The 14796-nt window shown below is 66.4% G+C and carries 15 protein-coding genes; 10 read left to right on the top strand and 5 right to left on the bottom strand.

Annotation, left to right across the window (positions count from 1 at the left end; all coding sequences use genetic code 11):
* Positions 1-94: 94 nt before the first annotated feature.
* On the bottom strand, positions 95-343 hold the full coding sequence (locus tag ACQY39_RS02360; RefSeq protein ID WP_263518046.1) for a hypothetical protein: 249 nt from the start codon (positions 341-343) through the stop codon (positions 95-97).
* 127 nt (positions 344-470) lie between these two features.
* On the opposite strand from ACQY39_RS02360, the gene ACQY39_RS02355 reads away from it, so the two are divergent.
* The 4 genes from ACQY39_RS02355 to ACQY39_RS02340 all read left to right on the top strand — a co-directional run bounded on the left by ACQY39_RS02355 (position 471) and on the right by ACQY39_RS02340 (position 3558).
* Positions 471-1451 carry a LysR family transcriptional regulator gene (locus ACQY39_RS02355; RefSeq protein WP_428503292.1) on the top strand — a complete coding sequence of 327 codons (981 nt, stop codon included), beginning with the start codon at positions 471-473 and terminating at the stop codon, positions 1449-1451.
* Positions 1448-2221 (top strand): UPF0149 family protein, encoded by a 774-nt coding sequence (locus tag ACQY39_RS02350; RefSeq protein ID WP_428503291.1) that lies wholly within the window; start codon positions 1448-1450, stop codon positions 2219-2221. The genes ACQY39_RS02355 and ACQY39_RS02350 overlap by 4 nt, the downstream gene beginning before the upstream one ends.
* 35 nt (positions 2222-2256) lie before the next feature.
* Positions 2257-3048: a metallophosphoesterase gene (locus ACQY39_RS02345; RefSeq protein WP_428503290.1), complete on the top strand. Its 792-nt coding sequence runs from the start codon at positions 2257-2259 to the stop codon at positions 3046-3048.
* Positions 3049-3135: 87 nt separating this feature from the next.
* Positions 3136-3558 carry a universal stress protein gene (locus tag ACQY39_RS02340; RefSeq protein WP_428510704.1) on the top strand — a complete coding sequence of 141 codons (423 nt, stop codon included), beginning with the start codon at positions 3136-3138 and terminating at the stop codon, positions 3556-3558.
* A gap of 10 nt (positions 3559-3568) precedes the next feature.
* Here the strand turns inward: ACQY39_RS02340 and ACQY39_RS02335 are convergent, their stop codons facing one another.
* The gene (locus ACQY39_RS02335) at positions 3569-3784 is read right to left on the bottom strand and encodes a hypothetical protein (RefSeq protein ID WP_428503289.1); all 216 of its coding nucleotides are present in this window, start codon (positions 3782-3784) and stop codon (positions 3569-3571) included.
* Positions 3785-4073: 289 nt separating this feature from the next.
* Between ACQY39_RS02335 and ACQY39_RS02330 the strand changes: the two genes are divergently transcribed.
* A complete protein-coding gene (locus ACQY39_RS02330) occupies positions 4074-4268 on the top strand; it encodes a hypothetical protein (protein ID WP_428503288.1) in 195 nt (64 codons plus the stop codon).
* Positions 4269-4275: 7 nt separating this feature from the next.
* Here ACQY39_RS02330 and ACQY39_RS02325 read toward each other — a convergent pair whose 3' ends face one another.
* Positions 4276-5205: a LysR family transcriptional regulator ArgP gene (locus ACQY39_RS02325; protein WP_428503287.1), complete on the bottom strand. Its 930-nt coding sequence runs from the start codon at positions 5203-5205 to the stop codon at positions 4276-4278.
* Between the two features lie 76 nt (positions 5206-5281).
* Between ACQY39_RS02325 and ACQY39_RS02320 the strand changes: the two genes are divergently transcribed.
* From ACQY39_RS02320 to ACQY39_RS02305, 4 genes are all read left to right on the top strand, one after another.
* Positions 5282-5917 (top strand): LysE/ArgO family amino acid transporter, encoded by a 636-nt coding sequence (locus ACQY39_RS02320; protein ID WP_428503286.1) that lies wholly within the window; start codon positions 5282-5284, stop codon positions 5915-5917.
* A gap of 24 nt (positions 5918-5941) precedes the next feature.
* On the top strand, positions 5942-7222 hold the full coding sequence (locus ACQY39_RS02315; RefSeq protein WP_428503285.1) for a D-amino acid dehydrogenase: 1281 nt from the start codon (positions 5942-5944) through the stop codon (positions 7220-7222).
* Positions 7223-7307: 85 nt separating this feature from the next.
* Positions 7308-8618 carry an Hsp70 family protein gene (locus ACQY39_RS02310; protein ID WP_428503284.1) on the top strand — a complete coding sequence of 437 codons (1311 nt, stop codon included), beginning with the start codon at positions 7308-7310 and terminating at the stop codon, positions 8616-8618.
* 72 nt (positions 8619-8690) lie between these two features.
* Positions 8691-11144: an alpha/beta hydrolase family protein gene (locus ACQY39_RS02305; RefSeq protein ID WP_428503283.1), complete on the top strand. Its 2454-nt coding sequence runs from the start codon at positions 8691-8693 to the stop codon at positions 11142-11144.
* Positions 11145-11151: 7 nt separating this feature from the next.
* On the opposite strand, the gene ACQY39_RS02300 is transcribed toward ACQY39_RS02305, so the two are convergent.
* Both ACQY39_RS02300 and ACQY39_RS02295 read right to left on the bottom strand, forming a co-directional pair.
* Positions 11152-11817 carry a YecA family protein gene (locus tag ACQY39_RS02300; RefSeq protein WP_428503282.1) on the bottom strand — a complete coding sequence of 222 codons (666 nt, stop codon included), beginning with the start codon at positions 11815-11817 and terminating at the stop codon, positions 11152-11154.
* A gap of 320 nt (positions 11818-12137) precedes the next feature.
* Positions 12138-13139, bottom strand: coding sequence for a LysR substrate-binding domain-containing protein (locus ACQY39_RS02295; RefSeq protein ID WP_428503281.1), 1002 nt, complete (start codon positions 13137-13139; stop codon positions 12138-12140).
* A 97-nt stretch (positions 13140-13236) separates the two neighbouring features.
* On the opposite strand from ACQY39_RS02295, the gene ACQY39_RS02290 reads away from it, so the two are divergent.
* Positions 13237-14763: a CoA-acylating methylmalonate-semialdehyde dehydrogenase gene (locus tag ACQY39_RS02290; protein ID WP_428503280.1), complete on the top strand. Its 1527-nt coding sequence runs from the start codon at positions 13237-13239 to the stop codon at positions 14761-14763.
* Positions 14764-14796 lie beyond the last annotated feature (33 nt).

The following is a 14796-nucleotide window of genomic DNA, read 5'->3' as shown; positions in this document are numbered from 1 at the left end:
CCGCAATCGCAGCAAAGGCCAGCTCGGAAAGCAAAAAGCCCGCAGAAGCGGGCTTTTTTACGTCCGTAGGCAGCGCGAGGCTGCCGAAGCGGTTTCAGCGGCGGCAGTTGGCGGCGCGCAGCTCAGCGGCGAAAGTGGGCATGCTGTCTTGGTAGAAGTCGGCCAGGGCCAGCAGTTCGCGCTGGGCGCGGGCTTCGGCCGCAGCGGCCATGCGGGCCTTGACGGATTCCATCAAGCGCAGCCAGACGCGGGCGCCGATGGCGGTGAAGGTGCCGCCATGACGCACGTTTTGACGCAGGTTCTGACGTGCGGGGAGGCCGAAAGTTTGGGTCGCGATGCTCATGGCAATTCCTGTTGGGTGGTTTTTTGAACCGATGCGTGATTGTCGGGTAAACCCTAGTGCGATTGCCAATGAATTGTTGGAATTGAAGATATAAATAATCCGTATATCTTGAGTCAGGGTGAATGCCGTGAACTTCCGCAATCTCGATCTGAACTTGCTGCGCGTCTTCGATGCGGTGATGGCCGAACAGAGCCTGACCCGGGCGGCCCAGCGTCTGGCCATGACCCAACCCGCTGTCAGCCACGCGCTCAAGCGTCTGCGCGAGGCTACGGGCGAGGATCTCTTCGTCCGTCAGGCCTTTGGCATGAAACCGACTTCGCGGGCCGAGGGCTTGTGGCCCGAGGTGCGCCTGATCTTGCAGCGTCTGCAATCGCTGCTGGCGCCGGGGGAGTTCCAGCCCGAGCAGGAGGAACACACCTTTCGCATTGCCATGGCCGACGCCACGGCGGCCTTGCTCTTGCCGCCCCTGGTGGCGCAGCTGGAGCAGGCGCGCGCCTTGGCCAATGTCCATGTGCTGCCGCTGACCACCCGCGACCCGCGCGCCCTGCTCGACCAAGGCGAGGTGGACATTGCCGTGGGCTACTTTCCCGGCGCTGTGGCCGCCTTGCGCGCCCAGGGCAGCCAGTCGGTGATTCTCCAGCATCGGCTCTACGACAGCGAGTACGTCTGCGTCATGCGCCGCGGCCACCCTTTGGCGGAGCAGACCTTGGACCTCGATGCCTACTGCTCGGCCCATCACCTGCTGGTCAGCTTTTCCGGGCGACCCCATGGCTTTGTCGATGAAGCCCTGAATGCTGTGAACCGCAGCCGTCGTATCGTGTTGACGGTCAACCAGTTCTTCACGGCCGGGCGGGTGGTGGCTCAATCTGACTTGCTGACGGTGCTGCCCGCCAGCTTCATCGAAGCCACGGGCTACCGCAGTCAGTTGATCGAACGCCCCTTGCCGGTGCCTTTGTCTCGGGTTCATGTGGACATGCTCTGGCATTTGCGCAGCGAAGGGCGCAGTGCCGAGAGCTGGCTCCGTGAGCGTGTGATCGAGGCCGCGCGGCGAGCCCAGGCGGTGGGAGTGCTTGCGAACGAAGCCACTGCGGCGACAATCGCACCATGAGCATCGACCTGACCGACACCGAGTTCGCCGAACTCGACGAACTTCTTGCCACCACGCCCGCCCCGCTGCAGGCACTGGACGCGTCCATGTTGGACGGCTACCTCTGCGGCGTGCTGGTGCAGCCGCGCATGATCGACATCGAGGAGTGGCTGCCCAATATCTTCGACTACGACGGTGGCGTGCTTCCCGAGGAAGTCGACGCGACCTGGCTGGCCCGCATCCGTGAACTGGTCGAGCGCCGCTACACCGCCCTCAACAAGGCCATGGTGGAAGACGGTTGGTTCGACCCCGTCGTGCTCGACCTGGAAGAGCCTGCCGAGGGCGATGCGGATGCTGCAGCGCCTGCGCCTGCCGACGCCAACGAGGAAGACGCCCAGGCCCGAGCCACCTATGCCGGCATGAGCTTGATTTCGCGCACGCTGATGCCCTGGGTGGCGGGTTTTCAGCATGCCGCTTTGTGCTTCCCCGATCTGGCCGATATGCCGGACGACGCCGTGATGGCCGCCCTGGCGCGCCTCTACCGCCATCTGCCCGCAGAAACGGACGAAGAGAAGGAAGTGGTCGCCACCTTGGACCGCGAGCACCCGCTCAAGGATCTGGACGAGGCGATCGAAGAGTTGATCGTCACGGTGGCCGACCTTCGCGATCTGACCGAAGAACAGCGCTACCACGTCGAGACCCTGCGCCGGGAAGGCCCCAAGCTCGGCCGCAACGACCCTTGCCACTGCGGTTCGGGCCGCAAGTACAAGCAGTGCCACGGCGCCAACTGAGCGTGGCGCGGCTTTGCTGAGCCGGCCCAGCCCTGATGCGCCTGCAACTGCTGTCCGACCTCCATCTGGAGACGGAGTCCTTCGATCCTGAGCCGGCGCCCGGCGCCGATCTGCTGGTGCTGGCCGGCGATGTGGACAGCCGCTGGGACGGCTTGCGCCGCTTTCGCGATTGGCCCGTGCCGGTTTTGTTTGTGCCCGGCAATCACGAATACGACGGGCGCGACTTTGATCAGGCCCGTTCGGGCCTGCGAGCCCTGTCGGACGAATTGGGCTTCACCCTGCTCGACGACAGCGCCTGCATCCGCAGCGATGCTGCCGGGCGGCGCGTGCGCTTTCTGGGCAGCACGCGCTGGAGTGATTTCGACGCGTTCGGCCCGGCGCAGCGCGAGCGCGCCATGCGCGCCGGCAGCTACTTTCAGCGGGTCATGGGCGCCACCCGCGGCGGCGCTTCCTTTGACGCTGCCGCCGTGCGTGAGCAAGCCCTGCGCTGCCGGCATTGGTTGGAAGGCGCGCTGAGCCAGGCTGAACATGGCGCGGACTGGGACGCCACCGTGGTCATCACCCATTTCGCGCCCAGCTTGCGCAGTGCGGACCCGCGCTATGGCAAGCAGCCCGGCACAGCCAGTTTCTGCAATGACGACGAAGCGCTGCTGCCGCGCGCGCGCCTGTGGTTGCATGGGCATCTGCACTGCCAGAATGACTACCGCTTCGAGCATGCCGGCGGCCACACCCGGGTGGTCTGCAATGCGCGTGGCCACGGTCGCAAGGGCGAACCGGCGCGCTTCGAGCCCCTCTTGTTGATCGAGGTGTTTCCCGATCGAGCTTGACCGACATCAGCAGGACGGTGCGCTCCTGTGTCAGACTTCGGAGTTGAAGCCGGACACTTGTTCTCGGCGCATCAAGGAGTGTTGTCGATGAAGATTCTCGTTGCCGTTGATGGAAGCAGTTACACCAAGCGCATGCTGGCCTATCTGGCCGCTCACGATGAATGGCTGGGTGGTGCGCACCAGTACACCGTGCTGCATGCGGTGCCGGCCATTCCGCCTCGGGCGGCCGCCGTGCTCGACAAGGATGTGATTAAAGGCTATTACGCCGACGAAGGCGAAAAGGTCCTGAAAACGCTGCGCACCTTCTTTGCCAAGCAGAAATTGCCGGCCGAGTTCGTCAACAAGGTGGGGCCAGCGGCCGACGTGATCGCCAGTGCAGCCGAAAAAGGCAAGTTCGATCTGCTCATCCTGGGCTCGCATGGCCACAGTGCGATCGGCAACTTGGTGCTCGGTTCAGTGGCCACCAAAGTGATGGCGCATTGCAGCGTGCCGGTGCTGCTGGTGCGCTGAGCTCGTCGTTTCAGCTGCGCTTGGCAGACAGCCAAGCCAGCGGGGATTCAAGCGCAGCGCGGGAGCGCTGCGACTCCAGTTCCACCTCGCTGATGCTGGCGCGGTAGTCGTCGCCATCTTCCAGGCTGGCCTCCATGCCGAAGGCAGTACCGAGGTCGGCCGGGTCTTGCTCATGCACGCTGGGCGAGTTGCGGCGGAAGAAGCGCAAAGCTGGGGCGAATCGCATGTCAAACCTCGCACATCGGTAGGTAAAGCGGGCATCAGGTGCTGTGAAACCAGTGTGCGCGATGGCCCGAGTTCGCGAACCCCCAAACTGGGTGCTCTTCGCAGTGCAGTTGGTAAAAAGACACGGTTTTTGGAAGTGGCAAAATTGCCTTTCCACATATCCTTTGTTGGATGTGAGGGGAAAAACCCTTCATACCCCCCTTGGGTGGATGGTCAGCACAGGCCCTTGTGGCTATTCTCCGTGCTCCCAAGACGCCAACTGCGTCACGAACACCAATTAAGAAATCCCGATGAATGCATCTTTGATGAAGTGGCTCGCCCTGAGCATGGTCGGTTTGGTCATGTGTAGCGCCGTGGTGCTGGCCAGTTCGGTCCAGGACCAGAACCGCCCCGTGGCCCGCCGTCTGGCTCAGGGCGTCGCTAGCGCTGATGTGGTGGTGGCTGCCGTGGTGGCGCCGGCTGCATCGTCGGCCCGGGCCGAATAAGCGCACATCACACCGACAAGGCTGCGCGCGCGCCCAGGGCCAGCGCCCGGCCGATCTGGTCCAGCAAGGCCACCCTTGCCGGTGCTGCCACCAGATCCGACATCAGTTTCCACTGATGCCAGTACAGAGTCACATCGACGCTCAACTCCGGCCGCAGGACCACCAGCGCCCCACTCTGCAGCAGTGGCCGCACCTGCAGCTCCGGCGCCACGCCAACACCCCAGCCCATGCGGACGGCCTGCACATAGGCTTCGCTGGACGGCACATAGCGCTCCTGCAGCCGCGGTGCCTGTACCTGGAAGGCCTTGGACACCCACTGCACCTGACTGTCGTCCTTGCGGTTGAAGACCAGGAAGGGCGTGCTGGCGAAATTGGCCTCGTTCAGGCCCTCGGGCAGCTGCCGCCGCAGGAAATCCGGGCTGGCCACCGCCACATAGCGCATCACCCCCAGCGGTTGCACCAGGCAGCCGCGCAGCGCCTGGCTGACCGTGCTGACGCAGCCCAGCACTTCGCCCTGGCGCAGCCAGTCATGGGTGAAGTCCTGGTCGTCCACCACCAGCTCCAGCCCATAGCCCTCGCGCAGGCCAACCTGCACCACCGGGTCCAGCGCCGGCAGCACCCAGGTGGCCAGACTGTCGGCATTGATGGCGATGGCAATGCGTTCGTTCGGCGCCACTTGCGCGCCCAATTCGCGCGCCACGTCGGTGCGCAGTGCTTGCAGCTGGCGTGCAAACCGCAGCAGCACCTTGCCTGGCTCGGTCAGACGCAGCGGCCGTGAGCGCACCACCAGCAACTGGCCGACCTGCGCCTCCAGGCTGCGCAGGCGCTGCGAGATGGCGCTTTGGGTGATGGACAAGCGCTGAGCGGCGCGTTCGAAGCTGCGCTCATCGGCCAGGGCGGCCAAGCAGTCCAGTCCGGCGGAATCCAGGTCTTTCATAAGTCCGGCTAATGTACGCCGACAAATATGAATCACGCTTCTGGTTTGCACGGACTCTGCCGACAATCCGCCACCCATGATGGATAGCAGCCCCAGCGCCCTCGGCGCCATGACCCAAGGCTGGCTCAGCGGAGCCAGCCTGATCATGGCCATTGGTGCGCAAAACGCTTTGGTGCTGCGTCAAGGTTTGCTGAGAAGCCATGTGGCGCCGGTGGTGGCCCTGTGCGCGGTGTCGGATCTCTTGTTGATCTGCCTCGGCGTCTTCGGCCTCGGCGCCGCCATCGCCTCCAGTGCATGGTTGATGAACGCCTTTCGCTACGGCGGTGCCCTGTTCCTGCTCTGGTATGGCGTGCAAGCGGCCCGTCGTGCCTGGCGCGGCGACGGTGCGCTCGAAGCCGCCGCCGGTTCGGCCGGCTTGGCCGCCACCTTGCTCAGTGCGCTGGCCATGACCTATCTGAACCCGCATGTCTATCTGGACACGGTGGTGCTCTTGGGTCTGCTCGGCAACCAGCAGCCGGCCGATTTGCGCTGGGCGTTTGCGACGGGCGCCTCCGTGGCATCCGTGATGTGGTTCACGCTTTTGGGTTTTGGTGCTGCGGCGGCGGCCGGCCCCTTGCGCCGGCCGTTGGTTTGGCGCGGCATCGACGCACTGATCGCTTTGCTGATGTTTGCCTTGGGATTACAACTGCTGCTGGGTCCCCTTGGCGTTTGAATTTGAACTTGTGGAGTACACGCAATGAAAGTCGTCGTCCTGGGAGCCGGCATCATCGGCATCAGCACCGCTTGGTACCTGCTGGAGCAAGGCCATGAGGTGACCGTGGTGGATCGCCAGCCCGATGCGGCGCTGGAAACCAGCTTCGCCAATGGCGCGCAGATCTCGGTCAGCTTCTGCGAACCTTGGGCCAACGCCGGCGCACCCTTCAAGGTGGCCAAGTGGCTGCTCCGCGACGACTCGCCCTTGCTGTTCCGACCCAGCCTGGACCCCAAGCAGTGGATCTGGGGCCTGAGCTTTCTGACCCAATGCAGCAACGCCGCCTTCGAGCGCAATGTCGAACAGCTGGTGCAGCTGGGCCGCTACAGCCATGAATCGCTCAAGACCCTGGTCAGCCAGACCGGCATCGAATACGAGCGCCTGGAGCGCGGCATCCTGCACTTCTTCTCCTCGCAGGCCGATTTCGAAGCCGGCGCCGCCGGTGCCGAGATCATGCGTCGTCACGGTGTGGACCGCCGCGTGCTGGGCCGCGATGAGGTGCTGAAGATCGAGCCGGCCCTGGCCGCCTTCGGCCGCAATATCCACGGCGGCACCTTCACGCCCAGCGACGAATCGGGCGACGCCAAGGTCTTCACGCAAAAGCTGGCCCAGCTCTGCCAGCAGCGTGGCGCCACCTTCCTGTACGAGCACGACATCCTGCAGCTCTCGCACAGCGGCCAGCAGATCGACGCGGTGCAGATTGCCGACGTGCGCAGTGGCAAGAAGCGTGAGCTGCGCGCCGACGCTTTTGTCGCCGCCATGGGCTCCTTCACGCCCGCACTGGTGAAGCCCTTGGGCGAGTTCCTCAACATCTACCCGGCCAAGGGCTATTCGGCCACGCTCAAGCTCAAGAAGCCGGAGCAAGCCAGCGTTGTCAGCCTGCTCGACGACACCCGCAAGATCGCCATCTCACGCCTGGGCGACAGCATCCGCATCGCCGGCACGGCCGAGCTCTGCGGCTTCGACAGCGACCTCAACCGCCCGACCTCGCGCACCCGCTGCGAGGCCCTGGTCAAGCGCTACGAAGAGCTGTTCCCTGGTGTGGCCGACCTCAGCGAAACCAATTACTGGACCGGCCTGCGCCCGAGTACGCCGACCAACATCCCCTACATCGGCCGCAGCAAGAAGGCCGCCAACCTTTGGCTCAATGCCGGCCACGGCACCCTGGGCTGGACCCATGGCGCCGGCTCCGGCCATGCCCTGGCCGAGTTGATGGCCGGACGCCGCCCGCCCATGGAGTTCAACTTCTACGGTTCGGGCCTCTGAGCCAGGCGGCGCGGGCGCGCGCGCCGCAGGCGGGCCGGTACAATCCGCGCCCCCCTGCCGTTCGGCCCATTCCTGCCGATTTCCCATGAGCCACGCTTCCGCCCCGTCCTTCTGCGCCATTGACTTCGGCACCTCCAACTCGGCGATTGCCGTGCCCAAGGAGGGTGGAGGCATGCGCCTGGTGGAGCTGGAAGGCGCGAACACCACCATGCCCACCGCGGTTTTCTACTTTGTGGAGGGCCGGCATGACGCCGACGGCCCGCCGCGCGCCTTTGGTCGCGCCGCCGTGGCGGCCTATGTCGAGGGGGCGGACGGCCGGCTGATGCGCTCGATGAAGAGCATCTTGGGCTCGGGCCTGATCGAGCAGACCACCGATGTCGGTGGCGGCCGAGGCGTCAAGTACTCGGACATCCTGGCCGGCTACCTCAAGCGCCTGCGCAACACGGCGCAGGCTTCGGGTGCCGTCGGTGCCCTGAACAAGCTGGTGCTGGGCCGGCCGGTGTTCTTTGTCGATGGTGAGCCGGCACGCGACGCCGCCGCGCAAGCCTCGCTGGAAGCGGCCGCCCACAAGGTCGGCTTCGACGAGGTGCATTTCCAGTTCGAGCCGATCGCCGCGGCCTTCGATTTCGAGCACCAGATCGACCGCGAGCAGATTGTGCTGGTCGCCGACATCGGCGGCGGTACCTCTGACTTCTCCGTCGTGCGTGTCGGCCCCGAGCGCATGAACCGCCTCGATCGCCGCGACGACATCCTGGCCAACCACGGCGTGCACATCGCCGGAACCGATTTCGACCGCCACATCGAGTTGGCCAGCATCCTGCGCGAGTTCGGTTACCGCAGCTTCGGCCCCGAGCGTGCCGGTTCGCCGCCGCGCGAAGTGCCCAGCGGCGTCTACTTTGACCTCGCCACCTGGCATCTGATCAACACCGTCTACAGCCCGCAGCGCGTGGCCGAGCTGCGCCAGATGCGCAGCTTCTACGGCAATATCAAGCACCACCAGCGCCTGATGACGGTGGTGGAAGACCACCTCGGCCATGAACTGGCTGGCCGTGCCGAAGGCGCCAAGATTGCCGTCTCCGGCGGTGGCGACACCGTCATCGACCTTGCCCTGGTCGAAAGCGGCCTTGAGGTCGCCCTGAGCGAAACGGTGGCGGTGCAATCGCTGGAGGCTGACATCGGCCGCATCGTCCAAGCTGGCCGCGAGGCCGTGGCCCAGGCCGGCCTGCGGCCCGATCAGATCAATGCCCTCTACTTCACCGGCGGCTCCACCGGCCTGCGCTTCCTGGCCGAGAAAATCGCCGCTGACTACCCGCAAGCTCAGCATGTGCGCGGCGACCGTTTTGCGTCGGTCGCCACCGGCCTGGGTTTGCACGCCGCACGGCTCTTCACTCAGTAAAGCCGGCAGGTGGGGCGCCGTGGCTGGCGCTGCTAGAGTCCTCGCTTCGTTTCCAAACGGCGACACAGACTCATGCGTTTCAGCCCCGCCCCCCGTCTTTTGCCCCTGGCCATCGCTTTGGCCCTGGGCAGCCTGAATCCCTCGTTCGCGCAAGCGCCGCAAGCAGCGACGGCCGCGGCTGATGCCGAGGGCTATCAGCAGCCTTCGGCGGCCATGCGTGCCGTGCTCGACGCGCCGGGCCTGCCGGTGCACCAGCTCTCGCCCGATCAGAAGACGCTGGCGGTGGTTCAGTTGCAGCGCCACCGCACCATCGCCGAGCTGGCCCGCCCCATCCATCGCCTGGCCGGTGGCCGGTATGACGCCGCGGCCGGCGGCCCGCAGATGCTGAGCGTGATTGAGTCCTTGCAGCTGCGTGACCTGGCACGGCCCGAGGCGCCGGCCCGTGAGGTGCGCCTGCCGGCCGATGGCGCTTTCCACCAACTGCGCTGGTCGCCGGACGGCCGCCGCTTTCTGCTCAACCGCCGCACCGACAAGGCCATCGAGCTCTGGGTTGGTGAGGTCGCCACCGGCGCGCTCAAGCCGTTGCGCGGCCTGCGTCTGAACACCATGTTCGAGCGCAATGTGGCCTGGCTCAATGCCGAGGAGTTGGTGGTGGTGGCGGTGCCGGATCAGCGCGGCCCGGCGCCGCAGTTCAGCGTCCCCAGCGGTCCGTCCATCCAGGAGTCCATGGGCCAGACCTCGCCCGAGTTCACGCGCCAGGACCTGCTCAAGAACCGCCAGGACGAGGCCTTGTTCCAGCACCAGGCTAGCGCCGTGCTGCGACGGGTGGACCTGCGCAATGGCGCCTCGCGCGAGATCGGCGCGTCGGGCCTGATTGCCCAGGTGCATACCGTGGGCACGCAAGGCGCGCTCTTGGTCGAGCGCCTGGTGCCGCCCTTCAGCTACCAGGTCGGCGCCAACGACTTCGGCCGCGAGGTCGAGCTGCGCGACGCCCAGGGCAAGCTGTTGCGCAGCCTGGGTGCCGTCAAGATCCGCCAGGGCGTGCCGGTCGAGGGTGTGATCACCGGCCCGCGCAATTACTGGGCTTCGCCCCTGGCCGATGGCGCCGTCTACTGGGTGGAAGCTCTGGACGGCGGTGACCCGAACACCAAGGTCAGCCATCGCGACCGCCTGATGCGCCTGGACGCGCCCTACCAGGGCGAGGCTCGCGAGGTCCATCGCACCGCCGGCCGCCTGGTCAACCTGAGTTTTGTCGAGTCCAAGCCACGCGCCTTGGTGGCCGAGTTCGACCGGGACCGCCGCTGGCTCAGCGTCGACCTGCTGGCGCTGGACGGCAGCGCGCCGCCGCAGCGCCTGCAGGACCGCTCCCAGCGTGACCGCTACAAGGACCCCGGCCAGCCGCTGACCCGCGTGCTGCCCAACGGCCACAGCGTCGCGCGCTTGGATGCCGAAGATCGCCTGCTGCTGGTCGGCCAAGGCGCCAGCCCGGCCGGCGACCGACCATTCATCGACCGCCTGAGCCTCAAGACCGGCCAGACCGAGCGCCTGTTCCAGTCCGGCAGCACGCACTATGAGCGGCCCATCAGCTTGCTGGCCGATGGCCGCCTGCTGAGCAGCCGCGAGACCTTCAACGAGCCGCCCAATCTGCTGCTGCGCAGCGGCGCCGATTTCGGCCAGATGCAGGCCCTGACCCAGCACCGCGACCCGACGCCGCAGCTGCGCGACATCAAGCGCGAGCTGGTCAAGTTCAAGCGCGCCGATGGCGTGGAGCTGAGCTTCTGGCTCTACCTGCCGCCCGATTTCAAGAAGGACGAGCCGCGCCCGACTTTCGTTTGGGCCTACCCGCTGGAGTTCACCGATGCCTCCACCGCCGGCCAGGTCAGCGGCTCGGCCACGCGCTTCAACACCTTCGGCGGTACCAGCCCGCTGATGTTGCTGCTCGACGGCTATGTGGTGTTGATGGACGCCACCATGCCCGTGGTCGGCGACCCGAAGACGGTCAACGACAGCTTTGTCGAGCAGATCACCGCCAATGCCCAGGCCATCATCGACAAGGCGGTGGAGCTGGGGGTCAGCGAGCGCTCGCAGATGGTGGTGGGCGGCCACAGCTACGGCGCCTTCATGACGGCCAATCTGCTGGCCCACACCGATCTGTTCAAGTCCGGCATCGCGCGCAGCGGCGCTTACAACCGCACGCTCACGCCCTTCGGCTTCCAGAGCGAGCGCCGCACCTATTGGGAGGCGCAAGACGTCTACCTGCGCCTGTCACCGTTCAACTACGCCAACAAGCTCAAGGAACCCATCCTGCTGATCCACGGCGAGAACGATGACAACCCGGGCACTTATCCGATCCAGACCCAGCGCCTGTACCAGGCTCTGGCGGGTACCGGCGGCAAGGTCCGTTATGTGACTCTGCCTCTGGAGTCACACGGCTATGCGGCGCGCGAGTCGCAAGGCCATGTGCTGCGCGAGATGAGCGACTGGATGAAGCGCCAGACCCGCGATCCGCGGGCCCCCAAGCCTTAAGTCGGCTTCAGTAGCGGCCGCGCGGTGGCGGGCCGCGCCGGGCCGGCGGGCGCTGTGGCGCGGCCGGTTTGGCTTGAGGCCGGCTGACATCGGCCAGCATCAGGCAGGCGCTGACCAGGCCCTCGACCGCCTCTTCCAGGTCCTTGGGCGGCTCCAGCGACTCGATCTCTTCGAGCAAGTCGTCGGCGTCCTCAAGATCATCAGGGTCCAGGTGCATGAAGATGGCAGCCAGGGGCTCCAGCAGGTCCGCTGCGTCCTCGCGCATCAGCTCGGGGAAGCGTTCGGTGGCCAGGGCAAAGCCGGCCACCCAGGGGAAGACCACTTCGGAGGGCTCGGCCTCGTCTTCTTCATCCTCGCCTTGCATCTCGAACACCCAGGGGTCGAACCACTGGCGGTCGACGATGGCCTGGTTGAGCTGCTGGTAGCGGCGCTTGACCAGGGCCAGCAGCGGCCGGCTGTCGAAGCGCTCGGGCGGGTTGCGGCCTTCCTCGCTGTCCAGCACATGGCGGGTCCACTGAAAGGCCGGTACGGCCTTGGGCTGCAACAGCACGCCGACCAGATAGCCGTCCAGCATGCTCACATCGAGCGGTTCCAGCGGCGCCGGCACCTGATCCAGCAGCGTCTGCAAATGCTCGAGTTCGGCCTCGTTCAGGGGCTCGGCCGGCGCTTTCACGGCGGCGGGCGGTGCCGGTCGGTCGCCAGGCCGAGCAGCGTTCCGCGCAGCGGGTCCATGGCCTGGGGCCGAGCCAGGGCGACGGCCGGGGGCCTGTCGGGGGGCGTGGGCAGGCGGACGTGGGCGCGGCGGCTTGGTGTTTGAATTCATGACGCTATTGTCCGGCGGAAGCTGTGCTTGTCCACGGCTGTCGGGTCAAGTGCCGGAGAACTCCCACCGAATGGGGATATCCAGGCCAGCTTTCGCCACCTAGAGTACGGACCAAGCGAGGCGTTCCACGAACCCTTGCAAACGTCCCAACGACGTCCTTTCGAGGACTTTCAACGCTCATCTGGCCTGCCAGGTGGGCGTTTTTTTTGCCCCGACGCTGCGGCTGCGCCAAAGCCGTCCGCCAAGGCCTGGCGCAAAGCCGTCACCAGCAGTTGCACCGGCCGCGGCGTAGCGCTGCTCCAAGGGCGCAGGGCGTAAATGGCGTCGCCAAAGAAGCCGACCGGCCGCCAGTCCGGCAGCAGCTCGACCAGCTCGCCGCGCGCCAAGGCTTCGGCCGCGCTGAAATCGGGCAGCAGGGCCAGGCCCAGGCCGCCCAGCGCCGCTTCGCGCAGGATCTCGCTGTTGCCGGCGCGCAGCGGGCCTTGCACCTGCACCTTCACTCGCTCCACTTCCTGCCCGCCGTCCTGGCGCTCGAACAGCCACTGCGCCGGCCCGGGGCGCAAGTAAGCCAGGCAGGCGTGTTTCGCCAGATCCTCGGGGCGGTGCGGCGCCGGGCGTTGGCGCAGATAGGCCGGGCTGGCCAGGAGCAGGGCGCGGCTGTCGCAGAGCTTGACAGCGACATGGCTGTCGGGCGGCGCGCTGCAGTGGCGCACGGCCAGGTCGAAACCTTCCTGGGCCAGAGAGACCAGGCGGTCGGACAGGTCCAGCTCGATCTGGATCTCCGGGTAGTCCTGGCAAAAGCGATTCAACAGCGGCGCCAGATGCTGGCGCCCCAGGGCCACCGGTGCGCTCAGGCGCAGGCGGCCGCGCGGCTGGCCGACGGCGTCGCGGCTGGCGCCCAGGGCGGCCGTGATCTGGGCCAGCGGCGCGGCTGTTTCGGCCACCAGGCGCTGGCCGGCTTCGCTCAGGCGAACCGAGCGCGTGGTGCGTGCCACCAGGTTCTGACCCAGTTGGCGCTCCAGATCGGCGATGCGCTGGCTGACCGCGGCCTTGGACAGGCCCAGACGCTGCGCGGCCTTGGTGAAACTGCCCAGCTGGGCGATCACGCTGAGGGCGTGGAGCTGGCCCCAGAGCTGGTCAGGGCGCGCTTCAGTGCTGGCGAGTGACTTCATGATTGTTCATTTTGCCGAACAATCAGGTTGCTGAATATGGATTGGCAGCCCAGCCCGGCCTGCCTAGACTGGGTCACCGACCCGGAGACCTCCAGCCATGAGCCACAACCCCGTTCCTTCCTTCGAGCGCCGCGACGATGTCGGCCACTTCATCAACGGCCGTGCACAAGCCGCCAGCTCGGGGCGCAGCCAGCCGGTCTACAACCCGGCCACCGGCCAAGTGGCGCGCCAGGTGCAATTGGCCGATGCCGCCGATGTGCAAGCCGCCGTGGCCGCGGCGCAAGCCGCCTTCCCGGCCTGGGCCGATGCGCCGCCGCTGCGCCGCGCCCGGGTGATGTTCAAGTTCCTGGAGCTGCTGCACGCGCACAAGGACGAGCTGGCCGCCATGATCACGGCCGAACATGGCAAGGTCTTCACCGACGCCCAGGGCGAGGTGGCGCGCGGCATCGACATCGTCGAATTCGCCTGCGGTGCGCCGCAGCTGCTCAAGGGCGACTTCAGTGACCAGGTCTCGGCCGGCATGGACAACTGGACCTTGCGCCAGCCGCTCGGTGTGGTGGCTGGCATCACGCCCTTCAACTTTCCCTTCATGGTGCCCATGTGGATGGCGCCGCTGGCCCTGGTCACCGGCAACTGCTTCATCCTGAAGCCCAGCGAACGGGACCCTTCACCCAGCTTGTTCGTGGCCGAACTCTTGCAACGCGCCGGCCTGCCGGATGGCGTCTTCAATGTGCTGCAAGGTGACAAGCTGGCCGTGGACGGCTTGCTGCACCACCCCGATGTGAAGGCGCTGAGCTTCGTCGGTTCCACCCCTATCGCCCAGTACATCTATCAAACCGGCGCGGCCCAGGGCAAGCGCGTGCAGGCGCTGGGCGGGGCCAAGAACCACATGGTGGTGATGCCCGATGCCGACATCGAACAGACGGTCGATGCCCTGATCGGCGCGGCCTACGGTTCGGCCGGCGAGCGCTGCATGGCGATCTCGGTGGCGGTGCTGGTCGGCGATGTGGCCGATCGCATCATCCCGGTCGTGGCTGAGCGGGCCCGGCGCCTCAAGATCAAGAACGGCATGGAACTCGATGCCGAGATGGGCCCCATCGTCAGCCGCGAGGCGCTGGCGCGCATCGAGGGCTACATCGCCCAGGGCGTGGAGGAGGGCGCCAGCCTGGTGGTGGATGGCCGCGGCCATCAGGTGGCCGGTCATGAGGGCGGTTTCTTCACCGGCGGCACCTTGTTCGACCATGTGCGGCCCGAGATGCGCATCTACCGTGAGGAGATCTTCGGCCCGGTGCTGGCCTGTGTGCGCGTGCCCGATTTCGCGGCCGCGGTCGACCTGGTCAACACCCATGAGTTCGGCAACGGCGTGGCCTGCTACACCAGCGACGGCCACATCGCCCGCGAATTCGTGCGCCGCATCCAGGTCGGCATGGTGGGCATCAATGTGCCCATCCCGGTGCCCATGGCCTGGCAGGGCTTTGGCGGTTGGAAGAAGAGCTTGTTCGGCGACATGCATGCCTACGGCGAAGAGGGCGTGCGCTTCTACACCAAGCAGAAAAGCGTGATGCAGCGTTGGCCGGCCAGCGTCGCCAAGGGCGCCGAGTTTGTGATGCCGACCAGCCGCTGAGGCCGCTGAGGCCGGCGGGGCTCGTGGTGAAAA

This window comes from Roseateles sp. (assembly GCF_965262435.1).
Lineage (GTDB): Bacteria > Pseudomonadota > Gammaproteobacteria > Burkholderiales > Burkholderiaceae_C > Paucibacter_A.
The sequence above is the reverse complement of the archived record's forward strand: the minus strand, read 5'-3'. Positions and strand labels throughout refer to the sequence as shown.